The following is a 24412-nucleotide window of genomic DNA, read 5'->3' as shown; positions in this document are numbered from 1 at the left end:
GGCTTATTGTGGGAAATTTATTTTTCGCTTTTTATAACCCTTCATGATTAACCATCCTGTATAGCCTATACGTTTTGGTGATAACTGCGCAAACACTCTTATTAACTCTATACTGACTTTCTCAAATCCAGAAGGTTTTTGTTTGGCTATCACCACCTTACGCGCATCTTCTAGTACGCTGCCAAAACGTACAGAATCTCTATTATATATTTTATCTTGAATACATAGTGCTGGAAATGTTTGATGGACACTGCTATTTTTTTGTTCGATTAATCTGTCGAACATAATATGATCAACGGGTCGATCTATGCCAAGTTTTTCTGTCATCGCTAACAGTTTCTTCGCACCTTGCTGACTAATAATATATCCAGCCATACACATATGACGGCACAGCATATGCCCTAATACTAAGCTCACCCCTTTATTAATTACTACTCGTTCGTACATAGTTTCAAGCTTAATTACATCAAATTTTTTAGGCAGCCATTCGAATTGTTTTAACAACACTGTAGCACTTTTAGAAAAGTGAATATCGTCTTCAAAAACAATCAAGTATGGTATGTTCTTATTAATGACGTGCTGCCATAGGCAGTAATGACTCAGATAACAAGCGACCTCTCCTGCTGATAGTTTTTCGCTGGTCACTAGTAAGTTATATTTTTCTAGCGTATCAGTTGCTTGTTAATGGCATCAAAATAATTAAAATCGAGATGATGATCCTCAAATAAACAGTCAATATGCTTCCTACGGGTATATTCATCGACTAAACTGACCACGGCTATGTGCTTCACATTAAAGAACCTTTTTATTTAAGCTAAAATACTTAGTCATGTACTTTTGAACTGATAAATATCATTTAAGAAACAGAGTTCATAAAGTCGATATGTTTTTTGGCAATCTGATGCGGCAGATACGCTGCATCAAATGGTACAGAAAACTGCTCTGGATTTTGGATCGCTTGTGACATTTTTTTAGCAATGGCGTCAATATTACCTACAGGCATCAAATTATTTTCTGGTAACATCTCTTTAGGACCTGATTGGCAATCAGTACTAATCACAGGGGTTCCTATCGCTAATGCTTCTAATATAACCATGGGTAGCCCTTCCTGACTTGATGTCAGGATTTTGAATTTAGCATGCTTCATATAGGGATAAGCGTTTTTTTGAAATCCTAATAAAAAAACTTTTTCAGCCAAACCAAGGTCAATAATTAACTTTTCTATTTCACTTTGAAGTTTTCCCTGACCTAATAATAGTAAAGGTAAGGACCGATTAGTTTTAGCATATGCCCTTAATAAAACATTATGACACTTTACTGCTTTAAAACTACCAACGTGAATCATATAGTTATTATATTTGGGTACGAACGCTGTAGACAGTTGCTGAATTTCAGATTGATCTATAGGGTTATGAATCGTAGTAATTGGAGTAATTGCACCAAGACTCTCAATAAAATCTCGTTTTACACCATCACTCACACAGACACATGGGTGGTTAGAATAAGTATTTATCAGCTTATTTCTTACGTGATTTATATTTTTCACACTATTAAATTTATATTCTAATGATATTGTATTATGAATAATATGAGTAATATTAGGAAGGCTGCTATAAGCAACTACACTATCTGAGCGTTGTAGATTAGACAAAATAATATCAGGTTGTCCTATTTTCTCTAAAATATATCTATCTAACTTACGTGCAAATAATTTATGTCTTAGTTGCTCACTAGGAATAAGCTTATACGGTTTAAATTTTATTAAATGATAGTTTAATCTTGGATTTAAATCATATTCTACTAGCGGTTTAAATCTTATAATATGTACCTGATAGCCGATTTCATGAAATCCTTGACCTAAACTTAATACAGAGCGCTCTGCACCACCCCCTTGTAAACAGTTGATAATCAGTACAACTATGTTTTTACGCTGGCTCATATATAGCAACTCGTTTAGTAATTTCGAGCATTATACAACGTCTAGTACGGTTATTATAGCTTTCACCATATTTCCTCATAGTATATGATAGTCTTCGCTTACTCGACTGCATTCGCAAGTTGAGTGAGTTTATTATTATTAATGTATAGGGTTGATATGACGAAAGAGCGACTTCACAAGCCAAATGAACTTAAAAAAACATGGCAAGGCTTTTTTTTATTATTAGTCGGTTATTTCATTATTTGGTCTATCGCGCCAGCCTTCCTCGCCAGTAGCGTACCGTTCGATGTCAGCGAAGGCATCAATTGGGGTAACGAATGGCAATGGGGTTATTATAAACACCCCCCGTTATCATCATGGATATTATACAGTTTTTATAAGTTGTTTGGGCATATTGGACCTTATTTGCTCAGCCAATTGTATGTGCTGCTAACACTGTTTTTGGTATATAAACTGGGTAAACAAGTCTGGTCACCAGCAACTGGGCTTTTAGGTAGTGGATTAACCTTAGCTGTTGTTTACTATACCTACCCTAGTCTTGAATTTAACCATAACGTTGCGCAATTTCCTATTTGGGCGGGACTGTATCTAGCATTTTATCAAGCGCTAACCCGTAATCGACTGACTGATTGGCTACTACTGGGAGTCGTTGGCGGTCTTGGTATGTTGACCAAATACAGTGTGATATTCTTGCTGCTACCCATGGCGCTGTATTTATTGTTACCAAAGCAATGGTCACTGCTAAAAACCCCCAATCCTTGGATTGCTGCCTTTGTGATGTTAGCAGTATTTTCACCGCATCTATATTGGCTTGTACAACATGATTGGCTGCCGTTTGGGTATGCTAGTGGACGTTCAGATGAGGCGCTTGCTGCGACCGATGTTATCCAGCGTCACTTTACTTGGGTAAGCTTTCTGCTTGCGCAGCTGGTCGCCCATATTCCACTACTATTACTATTAGCCTTTAATCGTAAGCGTTTAGTTGGTGCCTCTGCTTATAAGCATAATTTACCAGCAGGAGCATCACTCTTATGGTATCTTTGGGCAGCGCCAATACTGGTGCTCATCGTGCTAAGCTTAGTATTCGGTATCGGTCTGCGCGATATGTGGGGTATGCCCATGTGGGCGTTGTCAGGCTTATTAGCAGCATCATTTATCGTACCCGCTACGCAAGCATTAACTGCTATTAAAGTACGGAAGGCGCTTGTTATTTGGCTCACGCTCGCAACAGTATTAATGATCGTTTATGTGGGTTTTGGCGATAAAATACGTCATAAGCCCTCGCGAATGAACTGGCCAGAACAAGCCTTAGCAACACAGGCTCAAGATACGTGGCAAACGCTGAGCAGTTGTCCGCTTGATAGTGTGTCAGGCGATCGCTGGCTTGGTGCATTAGTCGCGATGAATAGTGGCTTTCCATCACAAATGATTTCAGGACCTGCTAGCCATTCACCGTGGATGAGTGCTGAACGCCTTCAACAACAGGGTACTTTAGTCATGTGGCAAGACGATGGTGATGATATCGTACTGCCTTTGCTCGATGAGATAGCGGTAGTAAATGACCCTACAGCCAGCCATAAAACCACGTCCAATCTATTAATAAAACAGCAAGGTCAATGGCAGATTAAATGGTCAGATACCAATGCCACTGAGCCGCTAACAGTAAACTGGATCGCTTATGTGCCAAGCCATTGCCTTTCGGTCAACCCACGCTGATGAGTGTACTCATGCCTGAAAATTATCTTTGTGTTCCTTATTTATCTATTATCATGCCCGCGTATAATGATGCAGAGGCATTACAGATATTTTTACCAAAAGTATTTGAATTTACTGCAACATTGCAAGCACCGATACATAATGCAGCAATAGGTAAACGTGATGTAGAGACACAAGTTGCAAGCTGCGAGATTATTATTGTTGACGATGGCAGCGATGATGATTTAATAAGTGTGGTCAATACCTTAATACCTACCCTTCCCACAAATACAGCATTGCATTTGGTACGGTTATCGCGTAACTTTGGTAAAGAACCTGCACTCAGTGCCGGACTTGCCAAAGCACAAGGCGAGCTTGTGGCGATGATTGATGCCGACGGTCAACACCCTTTACCAGTATTGGCACAAATGCTGAGTATGATTGAACAATCAGATATCGATATGGTCGCAGGTATTCAAGCCAATCGCCCACATGAGAGTCGATTGGCAAAAACCTTCAAAGCCAGTTTTTACCACTTTATTCAAGACAGTCAGCGTTATAAGATTCGCCCGAATGCTGGTGATTTTCGAGTGATGAATCGTAAAGTAGTTCAAGCGTTACGGGCGCTACCTGAACGTCAACGCTTTATGAAAGGGTTGTATGCTTGGGTAGGTTTTAATACCGTCTATTTACCTTTTACCGCAGATCATCGGGACACGGGCGAGAGCAAGTTTAATTTTGGTAGCCTTTTTGAATTAGCCCTAGTGGGCATCACCTCTTTTTCACACAAGCCGTTACGCTTGATATCGCGAATAGGGTTTGTCGTTTCTGCCTTAGCATTTTTATATGGTTTATATATCGTTATTGAAACCTTATTATTCGGCAGTGATGTGGCGGGTTGGGCAACGGTTGCCGCTGGTATTATGTTCTCAACGGGTATTCAGCTGGTCTGCATCGGTGTCATTGGCGAATATGTCGGTCGGCTATACGAAGAAGTCAAACAGCGTCCGCTTTACCTGATTGATGAGATTATCAGTAGTGAAAATGTGGCTGACCAGCTTATCGTTAATGACGTTGTTAATGATGTTATTAATCATAGTATTTATAAACAAACCGAATTCACTACTCATGAATAAGGCGGCAACGATCATATCGTCATCACAGCAAGCGTTATGGTTTTTAATAGTGGGTGCAAGCGCAGCATTAGTACATTTTCTGGTATTAATTAGTATTGTCAATTTCACTGCTATGAGCCCCGCTTGGGCAAACGTTTTTGCTTTTTTAGTGGCGTTTGTGGTGAGCTTTACAGGTCATTTTTATCTGACCTTTCGTCAAAAAACAGTTCCTATTATTAATAACAATTATCCTCAAAATACAGTCAGCACTTATCATTCTACAAAAAGAGATACGCTAAACGCTTCGATGCCAAGTACTTCGATGCTAAGTACGTTGATAAAGTGGTTTGCCAGTTCTGCTGCTGGATTTATGGCGAATCAAGGCTTATTTGTACTAGGGCTTGACTGGTTTGGCGAGCGATACTATATGCTGATATGGTTAGTAGTGACCGGTGTTATTACTGTTATGACTTTTGTATTAGGTAAACTTTGGGCATTTAAATCATGATTAATATAAAAAATAAAGCTTCTCAGAATAAAAACTTTCAGAAAGATACCTCTCAGTCATCGAATACGGCACGTGCCATCATTATTAATGTTGATGATTTAGGCTTGTCGAGCGCAGTAAACGATGCCGTTATTCGTCTTGCGGAGCGCGGGCGCATTGGCGCAAGTAGTTATATGGTAGGCGGGCAGATTACAGATAGTGATATCAGTACGCTGACCGACTTAAAGGTTGATATTGGTCTACATCTAGACTTGACGGGTGTGTTTCCTTCAGCATTACGTGGTTCCTTAAAATCGCTGGTGATAAGCAGTTATCTACGACGCCTTAATGCCACACAGGTATCTGATATCATTCGTCGCCAGCTTGATGGGTTTGAAGATACTTTCGGGCGCTCGCCCGTCTTCGTTGACGGTCATCAACATATTCATCAGTTCCCCATCATTCGTCAAAGTCTGATTAAAGAACTCAGCGCCCGTTATAGCGAAGAAGCGCAACACTCAATCAGCGCACGCACAACCACACCATTAGTTAATGATCTCAAATCTTGGATTATTTATGGTCTTGGCGGTCATGCTTGGCGCAAATTGTGTGCAGAAAGTCATATTACGACTAACGATTATTTTGGCGGCGTATATGGCTTTGATGCTGATTTTCAACAGCTTGCTGCCCTATGGGAAAGTTGGCTAACCAACGCTCCACGCACACCATACTTAGCACCTGCAATGCTTACACCGACCTTTGGTATTGAAGCATTAGGTACTTATGCTCAATATGGCTCAACGACCCCGCCCATACATTCCGTACCTAATGCCTTGCCAAGTCATTTAACCACGACGCTTATTATGTGTCATCCTGCCGTCCCTGCGACCAACTGGCAAGATGATATCAAGGCGGCACGTGAACGAGAGTATGAGTGGTTGATGAGTCATAAATTTGAGCAATTATTGGAAGAATATGACGTTAGACTGATACGTTGGTCGGATATAGTGTCATAGGCAAATACTGGGTTAATTAATTATTTAGAATTGTTTACATCTTATACTCTCACATAATATGACACGCAGAAAAAAGCCAAGACCTATATGCAGTCTTGGCTTTTTATCATATTCATATAATTTGGATAAAGCTTAATCAATAAGGCTTAGTCAATAAAGCTTAACCAATCTATATATTGCTCATTGCGACCATGAACCACATCAAAATATAAGGTTTGCAATTTTTCCGTTAGCTCACCGCGACCACCGTTACCAATCACTCGATCATCATATTCACGAATAGGGGTGACTTCAGCCGCCGTACCCGTCATGAAAATCTCATCTGCTAAGTAAAACTCATCACGAGTAATACGGCGCTCAATAACCTTGATACCTAAATCATTAGCAAACTGAATGATGGTACGACGCGTGATACCGTCCAATGCGCCACCGGCTAAATCTGGCGTATGCAACACGCCATCTTTGACTAAGAATAAATTCTCGCCTGCACCTTGGCAAACAAAGCCTTGTGGATCCATTAAGATGGCTTCATCGTAGCCACTACGCGTGACTTCTTGGTTTGCCATGATGGAAACAGGATAGTTACTTGACGCTTTTGCTTTGCACATGGTCACGTTGGGCATATGATGGGTATACGATGAGGTTTTGACACGAATACCATTTTTGATACCTTCATCACCAAGATATGCACCCCAATGCCAAGCACCAACCATGGCATTAATGCTGTTATCACGTGACGATAAGCCAAGCTTTTCTGCACCAATCCAAATCAATGGACGAATATAAGCTTCTGCTAAATTGTTTTGTTTGACCACATCTTTTTGCGCTTGCTCAAGGGTTGCGGCATCAAATGGCACGTCTAATTGGAAAATTTTAGCAGAACCTAGCAAACGTTCAGTATGGTCTTTTAGACGGAAAATCGCGGTACGTTTATCATCGGTTTGATATGCGCGCACGCCTTCAAAGACTGCTATGCCATAATGTAAGCTGTGGGTAAATATATGAACTTTGGCATCTGGCTGATTGATCATCGTGCCATTCATCCAAAGCTTGCCGTCTTCTTTTGACATATCCATTCAATAATCCTTATGCTAGCGCTGGTGTCTAACTTTTTTGTTGAGTAAATAAATTAACATTGTATTGTTGTCGCATACTGTCAAATGTAGAGGTTTCATAAGCCGTTATAAGCCGTTTTAAACCATCATTACCATCATTTTAAACAGTCATTGTTACCATCTTTTTATGGGGTGCGGACGATTATATCACTGGCAGCCAAGCTAAATGAAATCTTTTAGTTTGCTGCTGGTTGGCTTTTATTTATAGTCTATTTTTTAAAATTAATATTATAGGTCAAGATAAGTCTAATTTAAGGTTCGACAGATTCTCCGCCCATTAGATGCTGCCACTGTGATTGAACCAGTGCCCGCGTCTCGTGCCATAATGCCTCGTCTACTAATAACGACTGTTCCGCCAATGCCAATTGATGACTAGCGGCACGTATACGCAGATAAGCATCGGTTAAGTCCTGACACACTTGCACTTCCCAAATACCAAGTAATGCCACTTCTTCAAAAATCCGGACGTTATCACTCCACTTAGTCAAACTGGGATACTGATGGGAATAGGCGAGAACGGCAAATTGTGCCAAAAACTCAATATCGACAATACCGCCTGCATCTTGTTTCAGATCAAAATTGCCGTCTTGCTGTTTACGTTGGCTACTACCCAGATGTTTTTGCATTTTAAGACGCATACTGGTTACTTCGATGCGCACTTGCTCAATGGTGCGCGGTAGCGCTAATACAGTTCGGCGAATGGCACAAAAACGCGCAGTCACGCGTTTATCACCACAGATGGCGCGCGCTCGAACAAGGGCTTGATGTTCCCATGACCATGCTTTTTCACGTTGATAGGTTTCAAAAGCGTGGCAAGACACGACCATCATGCCCGCATTACCAGAGGGACGCAGACGCATATCAATCTCATAAGCGCGACCGTCACGAGTTTGGGTGTTGAGATAGGTCATGAGCTTTTGCGCCAAACGAGCGGCAAACTTCATACCACTGACTGACGTTTCACCCGTCGTCATACCCTGCTCTTTTATTTTATGCAAAAACACCAAATCTAAATCAGAAGCATACGATAGTTCAAGTCCACCCAGTTTGCCATAACCAATGATAGCAAAGCCGCAATCCACTTCCGTGACTGGATCACCATCTTGCCCAATAGGATAGCCATAACGCTTCACCAACTCAGCAAAAGCGCGTTCAAGCGCTGCCTCCAATACCACCTCAGCAATATAGGTCAACGAATCAGAGACTTTCATGATTGGGCGCTCAGCCAGCACGTCACTAGCCGCGACTGCCAATACTTGATTTTTTTTAAACAATCTTAGTACACTGAGCAATTCTTCCTCGTCATCTGGCTCAACACGTAATAGCTGTTGACGCAGAATATCACGCAGCTCAGGCTTATCCGGTAAATGGCGATAGCGCTGCTGTAAAAAAGTATCGAGCAATACCGGATAACGTGCCAGCTCATGAGCAATCCAAGGACTGGCGGACAGCATAGGAATCAGCTCAACGGTGGCATTAGGATTTTCTGCAATCATGACCAAATAAATAGAACGACGACATATTGCCTCAAGTAGTGCAATCAGACGCGGTAACGCCGCATTCGCCAATTGTTGCTGTTCCTGATGCGCCAGTAACGCGTGGATAATGACCGGATAGACATTATCTAACCGCTCTCGGGCTTCCTTACTGAGGTTCGCCACCATTTTCGATTGCCAAAAAGCCTGTAGTTGGGCACGGCTTTCTTCACTCAAAACGGTATCAAGCTGAACAATTTGCTCCTCAAGATTAGTCGGATCCAGCGTGACACTGTCTTGTGCGGGTATTTGCCGTTCGGTGACCATACGCTCAAACGGTACATTCACATTTTCTCGATGACCATTCAACGTGACTAGCAGCGCGTCCCAATCATCAAATCCAAGGGTAAGCGCTAAATTGTGCTGCCAATAGGAATCATGAGGCAAACGCTGAGTTTGTTGATCATTAATTGCTTGGATAGCATGTTCAAGTCGGCGTAAAAACCGATAAGCCGCTTGCAGGTTTTCATAAGTCGGACGGTCTAAATACTCAAGTAGGTATAATTCATGCATCGCTTGCAGGCAAGGTTTGATTTGTAGCTGCGGATGCCGTCCACCATAAATCAGCTGAAAGGCTTGCACAATAAACTCAATATCGCGAATACCGCCTGCACCTAGTTTGATATTATCCAAATCTTCACGCTGTGCCACTTGATTTTGAATCAGTGACTTCATCTCACGCAAGGCTGAAAAAGCACTATAATCCACGTAATAACGAAACACGAATGGCTTAATAAGTGCCTGCAATTCATCATAAAACGGCGGATTAATCTGTCCAACCACCCGCGCTTTTAACCATGCAAAACGCTCCCACGCGCGTCCATGATTGCTAAAATACTTTTGCAACGCGGATAAATGAATCGCTAAATCACTGCCATCACCCCACGGGCGCAGGCGCATATCTACCCGAAATACAAATCCATCGGCGGTACAGTTATCGAGCAGCTTAATAATGCCTTGACCAAGACGCGTCATAAAACGCTTATTATCAATACTACGCGTGCCCTTCGCCTTATCACCATCCGTCTGACCACGCGCTTGATGCACAAATATCAAATCAATATCACTGGATAAATTCAGCTCATGAGCGCCAAGCTTACCCATCGCCATAATCGCCATATCATCTGTATGCTGCACTCCTTTTGCATCTATAAAAGTGGGTTGACCATATTGAGACACCAGATGCTGATAGGTATAATGCTTAGCAAATAAAATACAGCCATCCGCAAACTCAGACAGCTCATCGGTTAACTGCTCAAGCGCAATCAGTCCTAGCGCATCTTGCCAAATCCAACGCATCATCAACAGCATACGCAGATGACGCAACCCACTCATCACCTTGATTTCATCTGCAAGTTGATAATTTTCATCCAATGTATAATCTTGAATAAGATCATCAATCTGCTGGCGAGTTAAGGTCTGAGCCAATGGATAACTGCGCAGAAATGTCTGACATGAAATCGTTCTACGCTCCCATATTTGATACGCAAATTCACTGGCAGTCTGCAAAACTTGTAATTGCACGGTCGTAGGCTGGTAGCTTGCGCTATTGAGCATCGTGGAGGGCTGAACTGGTGACATAATAATAAAACTCCTTACAGCATATATTGACTAGGCTAGCTAAATTTCACCGTCTTATTTATAGTTTTTTAGAGACGAACACAGTTTTTTTAAGAGACATAGTGCATACAACGACACTGGACTGAAACATAATCATACTTAACTTAAACGTTTGGCTCACCCCAACTTAGCGTATTACCGATACAATTTATCTCCAGTCAACAATACCTTCTGCGCACAGCTAAACTATCAAGGCAATAATTACCAAGATAAGCATAAGACAATCTGTGTCAGAATCATTCAACACCGCGCGCTTTATAGTAGCATGGAACACTTAGACATCAATGGCAGCGACGACATGAAATGATAGCGACGACACGTATATCGGCGACATCGTAGCCATCATCCTATTTGCAGTCCAAAAATTTATTCAAAAAAGCCGTTTGATAAAATTTTAATAAAAGTCTTTAAAGTTCATATCTTTTTATAATGACTAACTCTTTAGCATTAATGTCACTGCTTACTACAAATCGCCAATCCATAAAAAAGGTCATTAACAATGCATAATCAAGAACAAAATCAAGAACAAAACCAAGAAATCGTACTGGCTAAGCATCCGTCAGGCACAGTAAAAGCAGATACCTTTAAATTCAATACTATCGATATGCCCCAGTGCCAAGATAATGAAGTATTAATCAAAAGCCTTTATATCTCAGTCGACCCCGGTATGCGCGGCTTTATGGATAAAGGCGATGACGATGCGGCTGGCAATAAATTTAAACTCAACAAACCTATTACCAGTAGAACGGTTGCGCAGGTTATCGACAGCAAAAGTCAGGATTTTAAACAAGGCGATATTGTACACGGTCGCTTTGCTTGGCAAAAATACCAAAGCGTGAGTACAGACCATATCGCAAAAGTAGACCCTACTCTTGCGCCTATTTCTACCGCCGTCAGTATGCTTGGCATACCGGGTTTAGCCGCCTATTTTGGCATGATAAACATCGGTCAACCAAAAAAAGGCGACACGGTCGTCGTCTCCGGTGCTGCTGGCGCGGTAGGCAGTATTGCTGCCCAAATTGCTCGAATTAAAGGCTGTAGAGTGGTCGGTATTGCAGGCACACCGCAAAAAATTGATTATCTAGAGCAAGATTTAGGTCTAGATAAAGGCATTAATTATAAACAAACTGACGATATGACCGCAGCGATAAAAGCGGCATGCCCTAATGGCGTTGATGTATTTTTTGATAATGTCGGCGGCGAGCTGTTCGATGCCGTCTTTGCCAATATCAATGAACACGCACGCATTGCTATTTGTGGTCAAATCGCCGATTATAATGCAAAAAACCCACCACAAGGTCCAAGACCGATGCACATGCTCATCAAAAAAAGCGCGCGCATGGAAGGCTTTGTGGCTTATGATTTTATGGAAGAATTTAATGATGCCAAAAAACAAATTGGCGAATGGTACAACGATGGTAAGATAACCTATAAAGAACACCTTATCGAGGGTTTTGAACATATCCCTGCTGCCTTTATCGGCTTGTTTTCAGGCGAAAATATTGGCAAGCAAATGGTCAAGGTTGCAGATATTGAAGAATTTTAAGTCTATAACCATCTTTGATTATAATAATGATAATTAATATTCAATAACTTGTGATACCACACTTATGACTACTGTGACTACAGCCACCACCCCACTGCTACTGATTACTGCTGACCCTAGCCATCCGCTTGCGCATTTAGCATTGCGCTACGCTAAGGCATTGCTTGAGCAAGCCAAAGATACTGCTAATTCTACTGATATCGCTGATTCTGAGCTTAATCAGCCGCCCTTAAATGTATTTTTTTATGCGGATGCGGCACATACTGCAAACCGACTACGTTGGCAGTCAGCTGAGCAGTTTAATTTAACCCAAGCATGGCAAACATTAGCTACGCAATATCAGTTACCGCTGCCTGTTTGTGTCAGTACAGCACTCAGTCGCGGTATTAGCGATACTGACAATAGTGAACGTCATCAACTAGACGGTGATAATGTTGCTACTGGATTTCATCTTGTTGGGCTAAGCGAACTTGCCATGATGATGCAAAGTAACTGCCGCCTGATACAGTTTTAACACGTGTACATTGAGGACAACAAATGAAATTACTGATTCAATTGCGCACGCCTACTGAGATGGCAAGTTATGAGGGTTGCGCCCTCGCTTTGACATTGGCGACCTTTGGACATGAGGTACAGCTGTATTTAGATGCGCCTGTTTTTGGTTTATTAATGCAACCCAAATCCCGTTTGCATGGCATGATTCAATCCCTTGAACTGTATGATATGCCTGCCGCGTGGTTGCCTGATGACGTATTCAGTGGTTGGATAACCGGAATGCTACCCAATGATTTAGCGGCACAGCTCACCTTTATACCTGAAGTCGTTAACTCACAAGATTTTGAGCAAATTCTCACTTTTTAAACTGCTTATTATAGCTAAACCTTCTTATTCAATATGGCAACCAACGGACATTCGTTATGGCAACCTTATATCAATTACACAGCTCAATGGATACGCTCAGACGCAGTACAACTGAGATGGCGTTAACGTGGCGCGCGGGCGATAGTATCGTTTTATTAGGCACAACGGTGGCATTTATAGATTGGCTCAATGCGTATGTCGAAGATGGTGATATACAAGGTATCGCTAGTATTTATGCACTCTCCGACGATGTTGCGCAGCTCAGTGCCAATACAGCCACACAGCTGAATCTCGATAAAAAATTGACCAAATTATTAACGGATAATGAATGGGTACAGCTCACGCAAGACCCTCAGTTTGATAAAGTGGTGACGATTGCCTTATGACCATTGCAATCAAGCCCCATATCATGACTGCTAACGTCGCATTGGATCAGGACGGTCATCTTTATGACCATAGTATTTGGACACCAGAACTGGCGCAACACCTTGCGGATACCCTCGAGGTTGATTTGAATGCTGAACATTTAGAGATTCTGCTGCAAGTGCGGGCATTTTTTATTAAATTTAATCACGCGCCAGCGACGCGCCCACTGATTAAATGGTTACAACAAAACTTACCTGAGCACGATATTAGCAACCAAAAACTGCAACAGCTGTTCAATACGGGCTTGGTCGCGCGTCATGTCAACCGTTTGGCGGGATTACCAAAGCCACCGAACTGTTTATAGTCCGCTTGAAGTTTTACAAGCGTCAGTATGCTTTATCAAAAACATGGTTTATCAAAAAATCATTTGGCATCATAAACAGTCAGGTTCTCATAACCGACACTGCGACCTGCATCTCCACCAAAACCTTGCTGTCGCCATACTTCGTAGAGACATATTGCCACGCTATTAGATAAATTTAAGCTACGTGAGTCCGGTAACATCGGTAAGCGTAGCCAGTGGTTAGCGCCAATATCATCACGGATAGTATCTGGCAATCCTGCGGTTTCGGAACCAAAAACCAAGGCGACGTTACTAGCTCCATTTTTTGAAATGTTGTCTATATTATCAATTGTTTGAGTAGAGAAATCATAATCATAAAAAGGACGACTTAGCTTGGTGGTTAACGCAATAATCGTCTGACAATCTGCCGCCAGTAACGCAGACTTTGTCGCTGCCCAATCTTCATGAACTTGCAAATGCGCGTATTCATGATAATCTAGACCTGCTCGGCGCAGCTTTTTGTCATCCAGCTCAAAACCTAAAGGCTGTACTAAATGCAGTTGTGCGCCACTATTAGCACATAAACGAATGATATTACCCGTATTACTGGGCATCTTTGGTGCTACGAGCACAATATGAATGATCATGTTAATTCCGTAAAAATGAATAATTATCAATATTTAGGTTTCTACAACCTTTTAAGTCTACTATTTAATTAAGAGCAATTTAAGAGCAACGCTTTAAGAGAAAGGTTGGTGCAAAACCAGTGCTTAGTAGGATAGCTAGCTAACAGAGTTGTAAGACAGCTTATAGCTAAGCGTAATCAAAAGTTACACTTTACTGTCTATAGTTACATTTTAGTACTGGGTATATATTTTAACTTTCACTATGATATCTGCAAAGGATAACTAAAATATTAAGACAGAGCGACAATGCCATTATGAAATTTTTATCTGTGATTTTCTATCTGGTAGCGTCGCTTTAGCATTTTATCCTGTTTGCCATCAATGTTGCTCAAGCAGACTGCTTGACTTTATTGTGTTTACTTGTAAGAATCCATTTATTTTTGAGGACACTATTATGAAAAAAGTAATTATCGCATCTTTGGCGGCTATGTTTGTATTAACTGGTTGTAACACTTTTAAAGGTATCGGCAAAGACGTATCTAGCGCTGGTAATGCAGTAACCGGTACTGCTCAAGAAGTACAAAACAAAATCTAAGTTTTAATTAGATTTTATATTTAAGAGGCTTACCAAACGGTAGGCCTTTTTTTATACTTTGTATAAACTATCGTAATTTTATCCCTTTTAAGGACACTACTATGAAAAAAGTAATTATCGCATCTTTGACCGCTATGTTTGTACTAACTGGCTGCAACACGTTCGCAGGTCTAGGCCAAGACTTATCAATCGCTGGTAATGCTATAAGTAGTACTGCTCAAGAAGCTCAAGGAAACATTTGAGTTTTTATTAGCTGTTTCCTTGAAGAGGCTGACCCAACGGTAGGCCTTTTTTATTACTATTTATGATGATTTTTTATACGTCATAAAAATGCTCGTAATATCTGATTTAGATAACGCTGTCCTAGTTTAGTAGGCCGTAGAGTGTCTTTACTATCTATCAGCAAACCTTTATTAATTAATTCGGTTATTTCAGTGGCAATACTGTCGTACGTCAGCCCCGTTCGCGCTTCAAATAAGGTCCACGCGACCCCATCATGTAAACGCAAGACATTGAGCATAAACTCACTAACCAATTCATCACTTGCAATGGCTTGCCAGCCAACCATTTTTGGCGCAGTTGGCATCGTATTGGTATCGGCATAAGTAACATAATCTTTTGGCAGACGCGACTTGCTAAAACGATAGATACCTGCTGCCGACAGCAATTCATTATCTGCTAGATTACTTAATACATTTTTACCAATGCTTATCTTGCCGTGAGCGCCCGCACCAATCGCTAAATAATCACCAAATTGCCAATAATTCACATTATGGCGACACGGCATATCGGATGCGCCTGTCCATGCTGACACTTCATAATTATCATAGCCCAAACGCTGAAGTAACGTCTGACCTGCCTGCTCGATATCAGCCAAGCTATCCTCATCAGGTAAAATAGGCTGACTGCGATAAAATACGGTATTGGGCTCAATCGTTAGCTGATACCAAGATATATGGGTTGCGCCTGCATCGTGTGCCAACTGAATATCGTGCATGGCTTCAGGCAACGTCTGCTGCGGTAAACCGTGCATCAAATCGACATTGACGCGCTCAAATCCAGCCGCACGCGCCGCTTTAATGGCGGTTATAGCTTGCTCAGGATTATGAATACGCCCAAGCGTTTGCAATTTATCAACATCAAAACTCTGCACACCAATAGACAAACGATTGATACCGACCTCTAGATATTCGGCAAATGGCGCATGTTCCAATGTCCCAGGGTTGGCTTCCATCGTAATTTCAATATTGGCAGCAAAATTAAAAATCGAGCGCAACTCTGAAAATAAGCGCCGATATTGTACGATAGGTAACAATGATGGCGTGCCACCGCCAATAAATATCGAGCTAATCTCTCGCCCTTGCGTTAGCGGCTGCTGCATACGGGCATCTAATAATAACGCGTCGACATAATCATCATACATCGATAGTGATATATCAGCGCCCAGCTCATGCGAGTTAAAATCACAGTAAGGACACTTTTTTACGCACCATGGAATATGAATATAAAGCGCTAGCGGAATACTCAATACCTCTAAGTTATTTGTATTGAGCATATTTTCCATGATAGGAAAATCGTGAACATTGTAATTATTCAAATTACGATTGTTAAAAAGGCTATCAGATTCATTTTCAGACATAAATGGGCTTATTTATCGATAAAGTGCTGTCATTAACAGCAGAAAGTAACGCTAGAATAACGGCTAAACCACTTAAAAAAAAGGGTAACTTAAAGAATAATACATCAATAACAAAACCAGTAACAAATGCTCATATTAACGGCTTACTCTTATAGGCAAAATAGCAGAGAACTGCCGTATAAATCACTATCGTATAACATGATAAACAATTAAAAAAAGGATAAAAATAATGGCGTATTGGCTGATAAAATCTAATCCAAAATGTTTTAGCATAAACGATTTAGAGTGTTTAGGAACAGAGATGTGGGATGGCGTACGAAATTATCGTGCTCGTAACTTTATGCGCGATGATATGAAGGTTGGTGATCGCGCCTTTTTTTATCACTCAAGTGCTAAACCATCAGGCGTGGCGGGTATTGTGACCATTACTAAAGCTGGCTATCCTGATTCAACCCAATTTCACCCTGAGCATCGACATTTTGATCCTATCGCCACCATCGAGGCACCGCGTTGGTATATGGTAGATGTTACTTTTGAGCAAGCCTTTACGGATATTTTGCCATTAGCAGAGCTCAAATTCTTGCCTTCCCTTGAAGACTCGTTATTACTAAGAAAAGGCTGTGAGCAATTAACCATTATTCCGCTTGAGCCTAAGCACTGGTTTGCAATTATGGATATGGCAGAAGAATTAGGGTTGGTAGGAAATTCGATGGATGACGAGGAAATAATATAAAAATGGCAATGGCAGCCCAATAATAGTGTTGATAGCTTAACGCAAAAGTAACATTAATAAAAAAACGTCAATGCGATTTCATATACTAAACCATGACTCATGCGTGTGCGCCTTGTTGAAAGCGTTGACATCAGGACTCGGTTTCTTTACCATCCTCTCTACCTTTAACCTGTCCATTCATTGACTGAATTGACGGGTTATTTTTATTTCAGTGTCCGGATTTTATCTTTTGAATTCTAGTGGTGCTCGCGATGTTAATGCCTGTGTGCCATTTCTTAGCGTATATCACCATTTACTATCGCTTTGTCTAAATATAACTGCTCGCACTATTTTTTACTGTTTTACTCTTACTTCGTTGATGTGCGTATTTGTCCATCAGCAATAACCACCGTGAATAATGAAAAGTTGCTAACTATGGTTTCCCCGATTTCGTTTACAGATTTTAAAAGTTATAGCCTACGATTAGGTGTGCTCGCGCTACCTATCTTAGTGACTCAGTTTTGCCAAGCGGCACTGGGTGTCGTTGATGCCATCATGGCAGGTCAAGTCTCCGCGCTAGATTTAGCTGCTGTGGCGGTTGGTTCTGGTATTTGGTTGCCGCTGTTTTTATTAGCGACCGGTATTTTAATCGCTACCACACCATTAATTGGTGAGGCGATAGGTCAAAACAAACATGATCAAGTACCACATATTACGCAACAGTCTTTATGGACAGCAGCGGTGATTGGTATTATTGGTTTTGTGATTGTGAATCTAGCGCCAAATGTTCTTAGCTTGATGGGCGTCCCTGAGAATATTCAGCCTATCGCGACTCAATATTTATATGGGGTATCGTTTGGCTTCCCAGCGCTTGCCATATATGCGGTGCTACGCAGTTACTGCGAGGCACTTGCGCGACCCGAACCCGTTACAATTATCAGTATCATCGGCTTGCTCGCTGATATTCCACTGAATTACATTTTTATCCATGGTTTGTTTGGTATGCCTGAAATGGGCGGAGCAGGTTGTGGGGTGGCAACAGCGATAGTGTTATGGATAAATGTATTACTATTAGGCGCTTATACGACTTTTACAAAACGCCATCAATTTGCTAGTACCCGCTTTTTTTATAGCTTTACTGCACCCAATCGCGTGCAAATCAAAAAGCTATTGACGCTTGGCATACCTATCGGTATCTCCATCTTTTTTGAGGCGAGCTTATTTAGCTTAGGTGCGCTAGTGATTAGTCCATTAGGAGCATTGGCAACGGCATCGCATCAGGTGGCGCTATCAGTGACCTCACAGCTATTTATGATACCCATATCGGTGGCAATGGCGCTGACTATTATGGTATCTAACCGTTTTGGTGAAAAAAATCTTCTTGCTTTACGCCATGTGCAAGCCACTGGGCTGATTTGGACAGTACTAATTGCGATTGTTTCTATGGTTGGGATTTGGCTATTCAGACCACAATTGGCTATGGCTTTCACAGATAATGTAGAGGTGCGCGCGCAAGCCATGCACCTATTAATCTTTGCCCTTGCTTATCAGCTATTTGACGGTTGGCAGGTAAATATTGCGGGCATTTTGCGCGGGATGCAGGACACCACCGTCCCCATGTGGGTCACGCTATTTTGTTATTGGATTGTCGCCTTGCCACTTGGCATTTACTTAGTACGCCATACAGATGTGGGCGCACAAGGGTTTTGGATGGCATTAATCACTGGTCTATTCTTATCGTCTATCCTACTTACCCTACGCCTGCGTTATCAACAAAGACGCTTGCAAGCACAGTGGGGTTAGCGCGTTAGTCATTAATCTTTATCCAGTAAATAATAATTTTTAGTATAATTTTAAAACTTATTATCAACGAGTTAAAAAGCCGCTACGTATCTATCTATACGCAGCGGCTTTTATTATCGAAAAATCTATTATATTTCTATTCTATCCTTTTGCCCTTCTATTCTGCCCCTCTAGCGTAGTATCTAGTAACCAATGCTAGCGCTGCTCACCAACATAGACTATGATAAATAACTGCTCCTTTTATGAGTGGTACAATTGAGTAGTGCAATTTTTTAGCACTCTACACCGTGCAGATTTATCATGATATCTTTGCGCTAAAAGCCATTACATAAAAAATCAGTAAAAAACCAGTTTGATAAAGCCTTAATAAAAATATATTCACTAAAAAGTAGCTAATAATAAAGTGTGTCTTACTAATTCTCGCTTTAACGTTAAAAATATGTAAAAATCCCAGTTAACAACTGTACATTGATTGCTCATTGCCTCGAATCTAGGTATCATTAGTAATGAATGAGACAATATTTTGTTACACTATTTCCCCCTAAAATCTTAGTATAAGGTGTCATAAAAATTATGGATATTGAAAAAATACGCACTCTAGTAGCTCTTATGGAAGAAAACGAGCTGGTCAATCTAGAAATCAGTTCTGATGATGAGCATATTAGCCTAACCCGTCATTATGCTGCTCCTGCACCAACCATGATGGCTGCTCCTACTGCTGGCGCGGCACCTATCGCTACTGCACCTAAAGCGGCTGTAAAAGCTGGTAGCATTGAAACCTCACCAATGGTCGGCGTGTTTTATTCAGCTCCTACTCCTAATGACCCACCATTTGTTAAAGTCGGTCAAAAAGTACAAGCCGGTGATACCATTGGTATTATTGAAGCCATGAAAATCATGAACCCGCTTGAAGCAACTCAAAGTGGTGTCATTGACGAAATCTTAGTAGATAACTCTGAAGTGGTACAATTTGGTCAACCGGTAGTACGCTATAAAGCCTAACGGTATTTGCCCCACTTTATATGGTTATGATTGATACCTCTTTATGATGGTTACGACCTCAAATGCCATTGTATTCGCTACAACGGCATCATGAGTAACTCGTAAAGAGCTATTTAATTACTACCGTTTTGCTAAGGATGACTTCATGATAAAAAAACTGCTCATTGCCAATCGAGGCGAAATTGCCTTACGTATCGTTCGAGCTTGTAAAGCGCTTGGCATCGAAACTGTTGGCGTCTATTCGACCGCTGATGCCAACTTAATGCACTTACGCTTCGTTGATGAAGCAATCTGTATTGGTAAGCCTAATGCCAACCAAAGCTATTTAGATATTAATACTATCTTAACCGCTGCTGAAATTTCTGGCGCTGATGCCATTCACCCTGGTTATGGATTTTTAGCTGAAAATGCTGAATTTGCAGAGCGTGTTGAAGAAGCAGGGTTAACTTTCGTTGGTCCTAATGCGGATCATATTCGCTTAATGGGTAATAAAGTTTCAGCGATCAACGCGATGAAAAAAGCAGGCGTACCGACCGTACCCGGCTCTGTTGGCGCGGTGACCATGCACAATGCTGAAGAACAAGCGCGTAATATTGGCTTTCCGCTATTGATTAAAGCCGCTTCTGGCGGCGGTGGTCGCGGTATGCGTGTGGTCGAGCGTTTTGATGAGCTTGTCGGACAAGTGCAAGCGGCAAAACAAGAAGCTGAGCTGTGGTTCGGTGACGATACCGTGTATATGGAGCGTTACTTACAAAACCCGCGCCACGTTGAGATTCAAGTATTAGGCGATGGTAATGGTAATGCCATTCATTTATATGACCGTGACTGCTCATTACAACGTCGCCATCAAAAAGTGTTTGAAGAAGCGCCTGCTCCTGATATCCCTGATGATGTTCGTCAGCCTATCTTAGATGCCTGCGTTAAAGCCTGTCAGCTCGTTAAGTATCGCGGCGCTGGAACTTTTGAGTTTTTATTTGAAAACAATGAATTCTTCTTTATCGAAATGAATACGCGCGTACAGGTTGAGCATCCAGTCACCGAGATGATTACGGGTATCGACGTCGTCGTTGAGCAATTAAAAATCGCCGCAGGTTACGGACTTTCTTATCGCCAAGATGAGATTGAAGTTCAAGGTCACGCGATTGAGTGTCGTATCAATGCTGAAGATGCCGTCACCTTTATGCCGTCACCCGGTACAGTCACACAGTTATTTGCACCAAGTGGCACAGGCGTACGCTTTGATTCTCACCTCTACCCTGGCTATGTGGTTCCAAGCTACTATGACTCATTAATTGGTAAGCTTATCTGTCATGGACAAACACGCCAGCAAGCGATTGCCAAAACATTGCATGCACTGGACGAGCTGATTATCGAAGGCATTAATACCAACATTCCACTACATCGTGATGTGATTTTAGCGGATGAAGATTTTACTAACGAAGCCCAAAATATTCATTATCTTGAAAGAGTATTGCTCGCAGCTAATAATCCTAAAACTGAAGCTGCCTTATAATTGATACCAGTTAGCACTACCAATTTATCTGTATCATAAAAAAACCGCTATCTCATAAGATAGCGGTTTTTTTATGGTTAGTTTTCGTGGTTAGACAATGTATCACTGATAGGCTTAGTACTTGATGCGCTTACTGGCTCATTACTGTGCTGATATTATAAACAGTTATGGTAATATCCGATGAAAGCTCATAAAGCATTCTTTACCTTCAGAGTCAGAGCACCACTGCATTTTATTGCCGTCATGATTTAAGAATGCGATTAGAGCTTCATCCGTTTGGTCGACCTGATTGCCAGAACAATCCACTTCATTATTATCATAGACAGTTTTTATAGCAATAATCGGCAGACCTTCATCACGATGGGTCACTAAATAGCGACCATATGTCCATTCTTTACCACTTACCGCCCACATTTCATTATCGGCGGCGAAGTTATATAGCTCGCGGCATTGAGACGTATTTTGTGAAGTTGACGGCTTTGTCGTCGCTTGAGCAGTAGAGTTTGGTGCTGTGGCATTTATAGTATTTGGGTTATCTAGATTAATTTCCCATTGTCCAGCAATGGCAGGACTAATATGCGTTGTAATCACCGATTGACCGACCTGCTCACCAGCGGCAGGTAGTGAGGACAGAACAGATGCCAACGTAAATGAAGCCATTGAGAGGGTTGCCATAATTAACCTTTTATATAAAATGATATGTTACATTTATATTAACGTAAGTCTTCGACCTCAAAAACCCAAGTAACATTATGCTATCTAAACCAAAATACGAGTGTAACACTTCAAGTAATGTTGCTCAAATATTTCGAGCCATTATGAAAAATTCGACAGAATTAGTATCCTAAAAATTAGTTGTGCACCGATTATCGTAAATGAATTGCGCAAAAAAAATAACGCCATGACTCAAATTTGCTTATCGCAACCGTCATGGCGTTATTGCTATTCACTTACCTATTACTAATCAAACATTTACGCTTTAATCATATTAATTAAGCTTAGCAAAAGTTTATGCCGTGGTAGTCGTCGGTGCTTGGGCAAATGCAGATAGAGCGCCTTTTAACATTGCCGATACGGTACTGCTGCACGTTCCGATACCAGAGTAAACCTCTCCATCAACATTGAGCTGAATATAAGCAGCGGCATTTGCATTGGTTTTGTTATCGCTGTTATCGTCATCACTATTGGTAGTATTGTGCTGCGGATTAATGGCATGTTCAGCATAATTAATGACATGTAACGATTTGCCAGTATGCTGCGCAAGACCATCAATAAATGATGACAATGGACCATTACCTGTACCATCGATAGTGATGGTGTCGCCATTCATTTGTACTTGTCCGTTAAAGTAAACCTCTCCGCCTTTATTATTGACACTATAATCTAGTAGCTCAAAGTTGCCTTGCTGCAGGTAAGTGTCTTCAAAGGTTTGTAAGATTTCGCTGTTCTGTAGTTCGCGCGCTGCGGTTTCTGCTTGCTGTTGTACGACGCGGCTAAAGTCAATTTGCATCCAGCGTGGTAAGTTAAAGCCATAGTTGCGCTGCAAGATATAAGCAACGCCACCTTTACCAGACTGGCTATTAATACGCACCACATCTTGATAGCTACGTCCAATATGCGCAGGATCAATCGGTAAATAAGCCACGTCCCAAACATTTTCAGTCTGTTCGACATGCTTCTCGTTATAATCAAGACACTTTTTAATTGCGTCTTGGTGCGAACCACTAAAGGCAGTAAAGACCAATTCACCAACATACGGATGGCGTGGATGTAGTGGCAAGTTATTGCATTCGCTAACCACCTGTACGATTTCACTCATATTGCTAAAATCAAGCTGAGGATCAACACCTTGGCTGAACAAGTTCATTGCCATGACCATGATATCCATATTGCCAGTACGTTCGCCATTACCCAAAAGCGTCCCTTCAATACGATCCGCGCCAGCAAGTACACCCAGCTCAGCGGCTGCAACGGCACAGCCACGGTCATTATGAGTGTGCAGACTAACCGTCACATGCTCACGCTGCGCTAAATTACGGCAAAAATATTCCACTTGGTCTGCGAATACGTTCGGCATAGACGCTTCAACCGTCGCTGGCAAATTAAGAATCACTTCTTGACCGTTTTGGGGCTGCCAAATCTCGCAAACCGCATCGCAAACTTCTACCGCATATTCCGTTTCCGTCTGGCTAAAGCTCTCAGGTGAGTACTGAAACACCCATTCTGTTTCAGGGTATTTAGCGGCATATTCAACCAATAACTTCGCACCCGTGATAGCAATATCTTTAATCTCATCTTTATCTTTGCCATATACCTTTTCACGTTGAATACGACAAGTTGAGTTATAAACGTGAACAATGGCACGTTTTGCCCCTTTTAACGACTCAAATGTACGGGCAATCAAATGCTCACGAGCTTGTACTAAAACTTGCAACGTCACATCTTCTGGTACGTGATTTTCTTCAATCAATTTACGCGCAAAATCAAATTCAACTTGCGCCGCTGATGGAAAACCAATTTCAATTTCTTTAAAACCGACTCCAACTAAGGTCTTAAAAAGACGCATTTTTTGGTCAATCGTCATCGGATCAATTAACGCTTGGTTACCATCACGCAGATCGACACTTGCCCATATTGGCGCTTTTTCAATCGTTTTGTTTGGCCATGTACGGTCTGATAACAAAGGCGCAAACGCAAACGGACGATATTTACGGAAATCGAAAGCAGCATGCTTTGGAGTGACTTTAGTAGCATTGGTAGATGCAGTACGTGTGGCTTGTTCAGACATAATCAATCCTTAGATAAGAGATAACCAGATAAAGTTTAAAAAATAAAATACATAAAAATCAGGTATAAAATTGTGTGGTCTTTCAGTAGCTCAGCA

The 24412-nt window shown here is 41.5% G+C and carries 24 protein-coding genes; 15 read left to right on the top strand and 9 right to left on the bottom strand.

Annotation, left to right across the window (positions count from 1 at the left end; genetic code table 11):
* Positions 1–3: 3 nt before the first annotated feature.
* The 3 genes from AOC03_RS00665 to AOC03_RS00660 all read right to left on the bottom strand — a co-directional run bounded on the left by AOC03_RS00665 (position 4) and on the right by AOC03_RS00660 (position 1939).
* The gene (locus AOC03_RS00665; protein ID WP_084785723.1) at positions 4–645 is read right to left on the bottom strand and encodes a glycosyltransferase family 25 protein; all 642 of its coding nucleotides are present in this window, start codon (positions 643–645) and stop codon (positions 4–6) included.
* Positions 646–662: 17 nt separating this feature from the next.
* A complete protein-coding gene (locus tag AOC03_RS12960; protein ID WP_162199615.1) occupies positions 663–791 on the bottom strand; it encodes a glycosyltransferase family 25 protein in 129 nt (42 codons plus the stop codon).
* 65 nt (positions 792–856) lie between these two features.
* Complete coding sequence (locus tag AOC03_RS00660; RefSeq protein WP_062533136.1) at positions 857–1939, bottom strand: glycosyltransferase; 1083 nt, start codon at positions 1937–1939, stop codon at positions 857–859.
* 156 nt (positions 1940–2095) lie between these two features.
* Here AOC03_RS00660 and AOC03_RS00655 point away from each other — a divergent pair, with 156 nt between their 5' ends.
* The 4 genes from AOC03_RS00655 to AOC03_RS00640 are packed head-to-tail and all read left to right on the top strand — an operon-like array spanning position 2096 to position 6252.
* A complete protein-coding gene (locus AOC03_RS00655) occupies positions 2096–3655 on the top strand; it encodes a glycosyltransferase family 39 protein (protein ID WP_062533135.1) in 1560 nt (519 codons plus the stop codon).
* A gap of 11 nt (positions 3656–3666) precedes the next feature.
* Complete coding sequence (locus AOC03_RS00650; protein ID WP_084785721.1) at positions 3667–4770, top strand: glycosyltransferase family 2 protein; 1104 nt, start codon at positions 3667–3669, stop codon at positions 4768–4770.
* On the top strand, positions 4763–5257 hold the full coding sequence (locus AOC03_RS00645) for a GtrA family protein (RefSeq protein WP_062533134.1): 495 nt from the start codon (positions 4763–4765) through the stop codon (positions 5255–5257). Before AOC03_RS00650 ends, AOC03_RS00645 begins: the two co-directional genes overlap by 8 nt.
* Positions 5254–6252, top strand: coding sequence for a ChbG/HpnK family deacetylase (locus AOC03_RS00640; protein WP_062533133.1), 999 nt, complete (start codon positions 5254–5256; stop codon positions 6250–6252). Before AOC03_RS00645 ends, AOC03_RS00640 begins: the two co-directional genes overlap by 4 nt.
* Positions 6253–6398: 146 nt before the next feature.
* Here the strand turns inward: AOC03_RS00640 and AOC03_RS00635 are convergent, their stop codons facing one another.
* Positions 6399–7328, bottom strand: coding sequence for a branched-chain amino acid transaminase (locus tag AOC03_RS00635; protein ID WP_062533132.1), 930 nt, complete (start codon positions 7326–7328; stop codon positions 6399–6401).
* A gap of 290 nt (positions 7329–7618) precedes the next feature.
* Complete coding sequence (gene glnE / locus AOC03_RS00630; RefSeq protein WP_062533131.1) at positions 7619–10483, bottom strand: bifunctional [glutamate--ammonia ligase]-adenylyl-L-tyrosine phosphorylase/[glutamate--ammonia-ligase] adenylyltransferase; 2865 nt, start codon at positions 10481–10483, stop codon at positions 7619–7621.
* A gap of 538 nt (positions 10484–11021) precedes the next feature.
* On the opposite strand from glnE, the gene AOC03_RS00625 reads away from it, so the two are divergent.
* The 5 genes from AOC03_RS00625 (at position 11022) to AOC03_RS00605 (ending at position 13659) form a co-directional block, all read left to right on the top strand.
* Positions 11022–12068 (top strand): NADP-dependent oxidoreductase, encoded by a 1047-nt coding sequence (locus AOC03_RS00625; RefSeq protein ID WP_062533130.1) that lies wholly within the window; start codon positions 11022–11024, stop codon positions 12066–12068.
* Positions 12069–12132: 64 nt separating this feature from the next.
* Positions 12133–12582 carry a sulfurtransferase complex subunit TusD gene (gene tusD, locus AOC03_RS00620; RefSeq protein WP_062533129.1) on the top strand — a complete coding sequence of 150 codons (450 nt, stop codon included), beginning with the start codon at positions 12133–12135 and terminating at the stop codon, positions 12580–12582.
* A 23-nt stretch (positions 12583–12605) separates the two neighbouring features.
* Positions 12606–12929 (top strand): hypothetical protein, encoded by a 324-nt coding sequence (locus tag AOC03_RS00615; protein ID WP_062533128.1) that lies wholly within the window; start codon positions 12606–12608, stop codon positions 12927–12929.
* Between the two features lie 56 nt (positions 12930–12985).
* Positions 12986–13315, top strand: a complete 330-nt coding sequence (locus AOC03_RS00610; RefSeq protein ID WP_062533127.1) for a hypothetical protein — start codon at positions 12986–12988, stop codon at positions 13313–13315.
* Between the two features lie 23 nt (positions 13316–13338).
* Positions 13339–13659: a TusE/DsrC/DsvC family sulfur relay protein gene (locus tag AOC03_RS00605; protein ID WP_062536313.1), complete on the top strand. Its 321-nt coding sequence runs from the start codon at positions 13339–13341 to the stop codon at positions 13657–13659.
* 59 nt (positions 13660–13718) lie between these two features.
* Here the strand turns inward: AOC03_RS00605 and AOC03_RS00600 are convergent, their stop codons facing one another.
* Positions 13719–14285, bottom strand: a complete 567-nt coding sequence (locus AOC03_RS00600) for a tRNA (cytidine(34)-2'-O)-methyltransferase (RefSeq protein ID WP_062533126.1) — start codon at positions 14283–14285, stop codon at positions 13719–13721.
* Positions 14286–14718: 433 nt separating this feature from the next.
* On the opposite strand from AOC03_RS00600, the gene AOC03_RS00595 reads away from it, so the two are divergent.
* Together AOC03_RS00595 and AOC03_RS12815 are read left to right on the top strand one after the other, a co-directional pair.
* Positions 14719–14859: an entericidin A/B family lipoprotein gene (locus tag AOC03_RS00595; protein ID WP_062533125.1), complete on the top strand. Its 141-nt coding sequence runs from the start codon at positions 14719–14721 to the stop codon at positions 14857–14859.
* 101 nt (positions 14860–14960) lie between these two features.
* A complete protein-coding gene (locus AOC03_RS12815) occupies positions 14961–15101 on the top strand; it encodes a lipoprotein (protein ID WP_062533124.1) in 141 nt (46 codons plus the stop codon).
* An 80-nt stretch (positions 15102–15181) separates the two neighbouring features.
* Here AOC03_RS12815 and hemW read toward each other — a convergent pair whose 3' ends face one another.
* Positions 15182–16423 (bottom strand): radical SAM family heme chaperone HemW, encoded by a 1242-nt coding sequence (gene hemW / locus AOC03_RS00585; RefSeq protein WP_084785867.1) that lies wholly within the window; start codon positions 16421–16423, stop codon positions 15182–15184.
* A 304-nt stretch (positions 16424–16727) separates the two neighbouring features.
* Between hemW and AOC03_RS00580 the strand changes: the two genes are divergently transcribed.
* From AOC03_RS00580 to accC, 4 genes are all read left to right on the top strand, one after another.
* A complete protein-coding gene (locus tag AOC03_RS00580; RefSeq protein ID WP_062533123.1) occupies positions 16728–17231 on the top strand; it encodes an EVE domain-containing protein in 504 nt (167 codons plus the stop codon).
* A gap of 414 nt (positions 17232–17645) precedes the next feature.
* Positions 17646–19013 (top strand): MATE family efflux transporter, encoded by a 1368-nt coding sequence (locus AOC03_RS00575; protein ID WP_062533122.1) that lies wholly within the window; start codon positions 17646–17648, stop codon positions 19011–19013.
* 573 nt (positions 19014–19586) lie between these two features.
* Positions 19587–20015 (top strand): acetyl-CoA carboxylase biotin carboxyl carrier protein, encoded by a 429-nt coding sequence (gene accB, locus AOC03_RS00570; RefSeq protein WP_062533121.1) that lies wholly within the window; start codon positions 19587–19589, stop codon positions 20013–20015.
* 145 nt (positions 20016–20160) lie between these two features.
* Positions 20161–21528, top strand: coding sequence for an acetyl-CoA carboxylase biotin carboxylase subunit (gene accC / locus AOC03_RS00565; protein ID WP_062533120.1), 1368 nt, complete (start codon positions 20161–20163; stop codon positions 21526–21528).
* A 165-nt stretch (positions 21529–21693) separates the two neighbouring features.
* Here the strand turns inward: accC and AOC03_RS00560 are convergent, their stop codons facing one another.
* Both AOC03_RS00560 and leuA read right to left on the bottom strand, forming a co-directional pair.
* The gene (locus AOC03_RS00560) at positions 21694–22203 is read right to left on the bottom strand and encodes a hypothetical protein (protein WP_062533119.1); all 510 of its coding nucleotides are present in this window, start codon (positions 22201–22203) and stop codon (positions 21694–21696) included.
* 334 nt (positions 22204–22537) lie between these two features.
* Positions 22538–24316: a 2-isopropylmalate synthase gene (gene leuA, locus AOC03_RS00555; protein WP_062533118.1), complete on the bottom strand. Its 1779-nt coding sequence runs from the start codon at positions 24314–24316 to the stop codon at positions 22538–22540.
* Between the last annotated feature and the right edge of the window lie 96 nt (positions 24317–24412).

It is taken from the genome of Psychrobacter urativorans, from assembly GCF_001298525.1.
In the GTDB taxonomy this organism is placed as follows: Bacteria; Pseudomonadota; Gammaproteobacteria; order Pseudomonadales; family Moraxellaceae; genus Psychrobacter; species Psychrobacter urativorans_A.
This window is presented reverse-complemented; position numbering and strand designations above follow the sequence as displayed.

Coding starts and splice junctions, on each gene's coding strand:
- AOC03_RS00580 (WP_062533123.1), top strand. CDS start 16,728: ATGGCGTATTGGCTGATAAAATCTAATCCAAAATGTTTTAGCATAAAC.
- AOC03_RS00575 (WP_062533122.1), top strand. CDS start 17,646: ATGGTTTCCCCGATTTCGTTTACAGATTTTAAAAGTTATAGCCTACGA.
- AOC03_RS00635 (WP_062533132.1), bottom strand. CDS start 7,328: ATGGATATGTCAAAAGAAGACGGCAAGCTTTGGATGAATGGCACGATG.
- AOC03_RS00660 (WP_062533136.1), bottom strand. CDS start 1,939: ATGAGCCAGCGTAAAAACATAGTTGTACTGATTATCAACTGTTTACAA.
- AOC03_RS00645 (WP_062533134.1), top strand. CDS start 4,763: ATGAATAAGGCGGCAACGATCATATCGTCATCACAGCAAGCGTTATGG.
- accC (WP_062533120.1), top strand. CDS start 20,161: ATGATAAAAAAACTGCTCATTGCCAATCGAGGCGAAATTGCCTTACGT.
- AOC03_RS00625 (WP_062533130.1), top strand. CDS start 11,022: ATGCATAATCAAGAACAAAATCAAGAACAAAACCAAGAAATCGTACTG.
- AOC03_RS00615 (WP_062533128.1), top strand. CDS start 12,606: ATGAAATTACTGATTCAATTGCGCACGCCTACTGAGATGGCAAGTTAT.
- AOC03_RS00560 (WP_062533119.1), bottom strand. CDS start 22,203: ATGGCAACCCTCTCAATGGCTTCATTTACGTTGGCATCTGTTCTGTCC.
- AOC03_RS00610 (WP_062533127.1), top strand. CDS start 12,986: ATGGCAACCTTATATCAATTACACAGCTCAATGGATACGCTCAGACGC.
- AOC03_RS00595 (WP_062533125.1), top strand. CDS start 14,719: ATGAAAAAAGTAATTATCGCATCTTTGGCGGCTATGTTTGTATTAACT.
- AOC03_RS00655 (WP_062533135.1), top strand. CDS start 2,096: ATGACGAAAGAGCGACTTCACAAGCCAAATGAACTTAAAAAAACATGG.
- glnE (WP_062533131.1), bottom strand. CDS start 10,483: ATGTCACCAGTTCAGCCCTCCACGATGCTCAATAGCGCAAGCTACCAG.
- tusD (WP_062533129.1), top strand. CDS start 12,133: ATGACTACTGTGACTACAGCCACCACCCCACTGCTACTGATTACTGCT.
- leuA (WP_062533118.1), bottom strand. CDS start 24,316: ATGTCTGAACAAGCCACACGTACTGCATCTACCAATGCTACTAAAGTC.
- AOC03_RS00650 (WP_084785721.1), top strand. CDS start 3,667: ATGCCTGAAAATTATCTTTGTGTTCCTTATTTATCTATTATCATGCCC.
- AOC03_RS12815 (WP_062533124.1), top strand. CDS start 14,961: ATGAAAAAAGTAATTATCGCATCTTTGACCGCTATGTTTGTACTAACT.
- accB (WP_062533121.1), top strand. CDS start 19,587: ATGGATATTGAAAAAATACGCACTCTAGTAGCTCTTATGGAAGAAAAC.
- hemW (WP_084785867.1), bottom strand. CDS start 16,423: ATGGAAAATATGCTCAATACAAATAACTTAGAGGTATTGAGTATTCCG.
- AOC03_RS00600 (WP_062533126.1), bottom strand. CDS start 14,285: ATGATCATTCATATTGTGCTCGTAGCACCAAAGATGCCCAGTAATACG.
- AOC03_RS00605 (WP_062536313.1), top strand. CDS start 13,339: ATGACTGCTAACGTCGCATTGGATCAGGACGGTCATCTTTATGACCAT.
- AOC03_RS00640 (WP_062533133.1), top strand. CDS start 5,254: ATGATTAATATAAAAAATAAAGCTTCTCAGAATAAAAACTTTCAGAAA.